This window comes from Micromonospora sp. NPDC051196, assembly GCF_040682415.1.
In the GTDB taxonomy this organism is placed as follows: Bacteria; Actinomycetota; Actinomycetes; order Mycobacteriales; family Micromonosporaceae; genus Micromonospora.
This window is the reverse complement of record NZ_JBFBAY010000045.1, coordinates 1-1,311: the sequence shown is the minus strand read 5'-3', so window position 1 is coordinate 1,311 and position 1,311 is coordinate 1. Positions and strand designations below refer to the sequence as shown.

The window sequence follows — 1,311 nt, the reverse complement described above, 5'->3', positions numbered from 1 at the left end:
CGATACCGCAACCCCGACCGAACCCCCAAACCCCGCGCCACCCCCACCACATCCACACCACCCGAACCCACAAAACCCCCAAGCCGAACCCCCTGCGCACGCAACCCACCCACCGACCCACCACTAACCAACCACGGCACCACCAACCCACCACCCACATCATCTGACTCGGACTCAGCAATTGAGCCGGCACCACCGCCAGAATCAACACGGAAATCACCGCCGAAAACACCGGACGGCTCCCGGACAGAGTCGACAGGCGCCTCTTCGACAATGACGTGGGCATTCGTACCGGAAACACCGAACGACGACACCCCGGCACGGCGGACGTGGTCAGGGTCGCGTGGCCAGGGGCGGGACTCGGTCAGCAGGGAGACCACGCCGGCCGACCAGTCGACCATCGGCGAGGGCTCATCCACGTGCAGCGTGCGCGGAAGGGTCTCGGCGCGCAGCGCCATCACCATCTTGATCAGGCCGCCCACTCCGGCAGCGGCCTGCGTGTGCCCGAAGTTCGACTTCAGCGAGCCCAGATGCAGGGGACGGTCGGCGGGGCGCTGCCCGTACGTCGACAGCAAGGCCTGGGCCTCGATCGGGTCGCCCAACTTCGTACCGGTGCCATGCCCTTCGACGGCGTCCACGTCCTCGGGGGACAGTCCCGCGCCGGCCAGCGCGGCTCGGATCACCCGCTGCTGGGACGGGCCGTTCGGCGCCGTCAAACTGCTACTGGCACCATCCTGATTCGTCGCACTACCACGAACCACCGCCCAGATCCGACGCCCAGCCCGCCGCGCATCAGACAACCGCTCCAACAACAACACACCAGCACCCTCGGCCCAACTCGTACCATCAGCACCCGCCGCGAACGGCTTACACCGACCATCAGGCGCAAGCCCACGCTGCCGAGAAAACTCGATGAAGCCGCCCGGGCTGGCCAGCACGGTCACCCCGCCGGCCATCGCGAGCGAGCACTCCCCCTGCCGCAACGCCTGCACCGCAAGATGCAACGCCACCAACGACGACGAGCACGCCGTATCAACCGTGACCGCCGGCCCTTCGAAGCCGAACGTGTACGCAACCCGCCCGGACAGCACACTCGCCAGGTTTCCGGCCAGCGAATACCCCTCAATCTCGGCCGGCACCCGGTCGAGATTGGCGACATATGCCGACATTGAGGACCCGATGTAGACACCGGTACGACTGCCGCGCAGCCCAGCCAGGTCGAGTCCGGAGCGTTCCAGCACCTCATGGGACAACTCCAACATCAACCGCTGCTGCGGATCCATCGCCAACGCCTCACGCGGCGAAATCCCG

The 1,311-nt window shown here is 66.8% G+C and carries 1 protein-coding gene; it reads right to left on the bottom strand.

Translation table 11 applies throughout. The annotated features are described in order from the left end of the window. A partial coding sequence (locus AB0M35_RS29115) for a polyketide synthase (RefSeq protein WP_363749412.1) occupies positions 1-1,311 on the bottom strand: 1,311 nt, incomplete at both ends.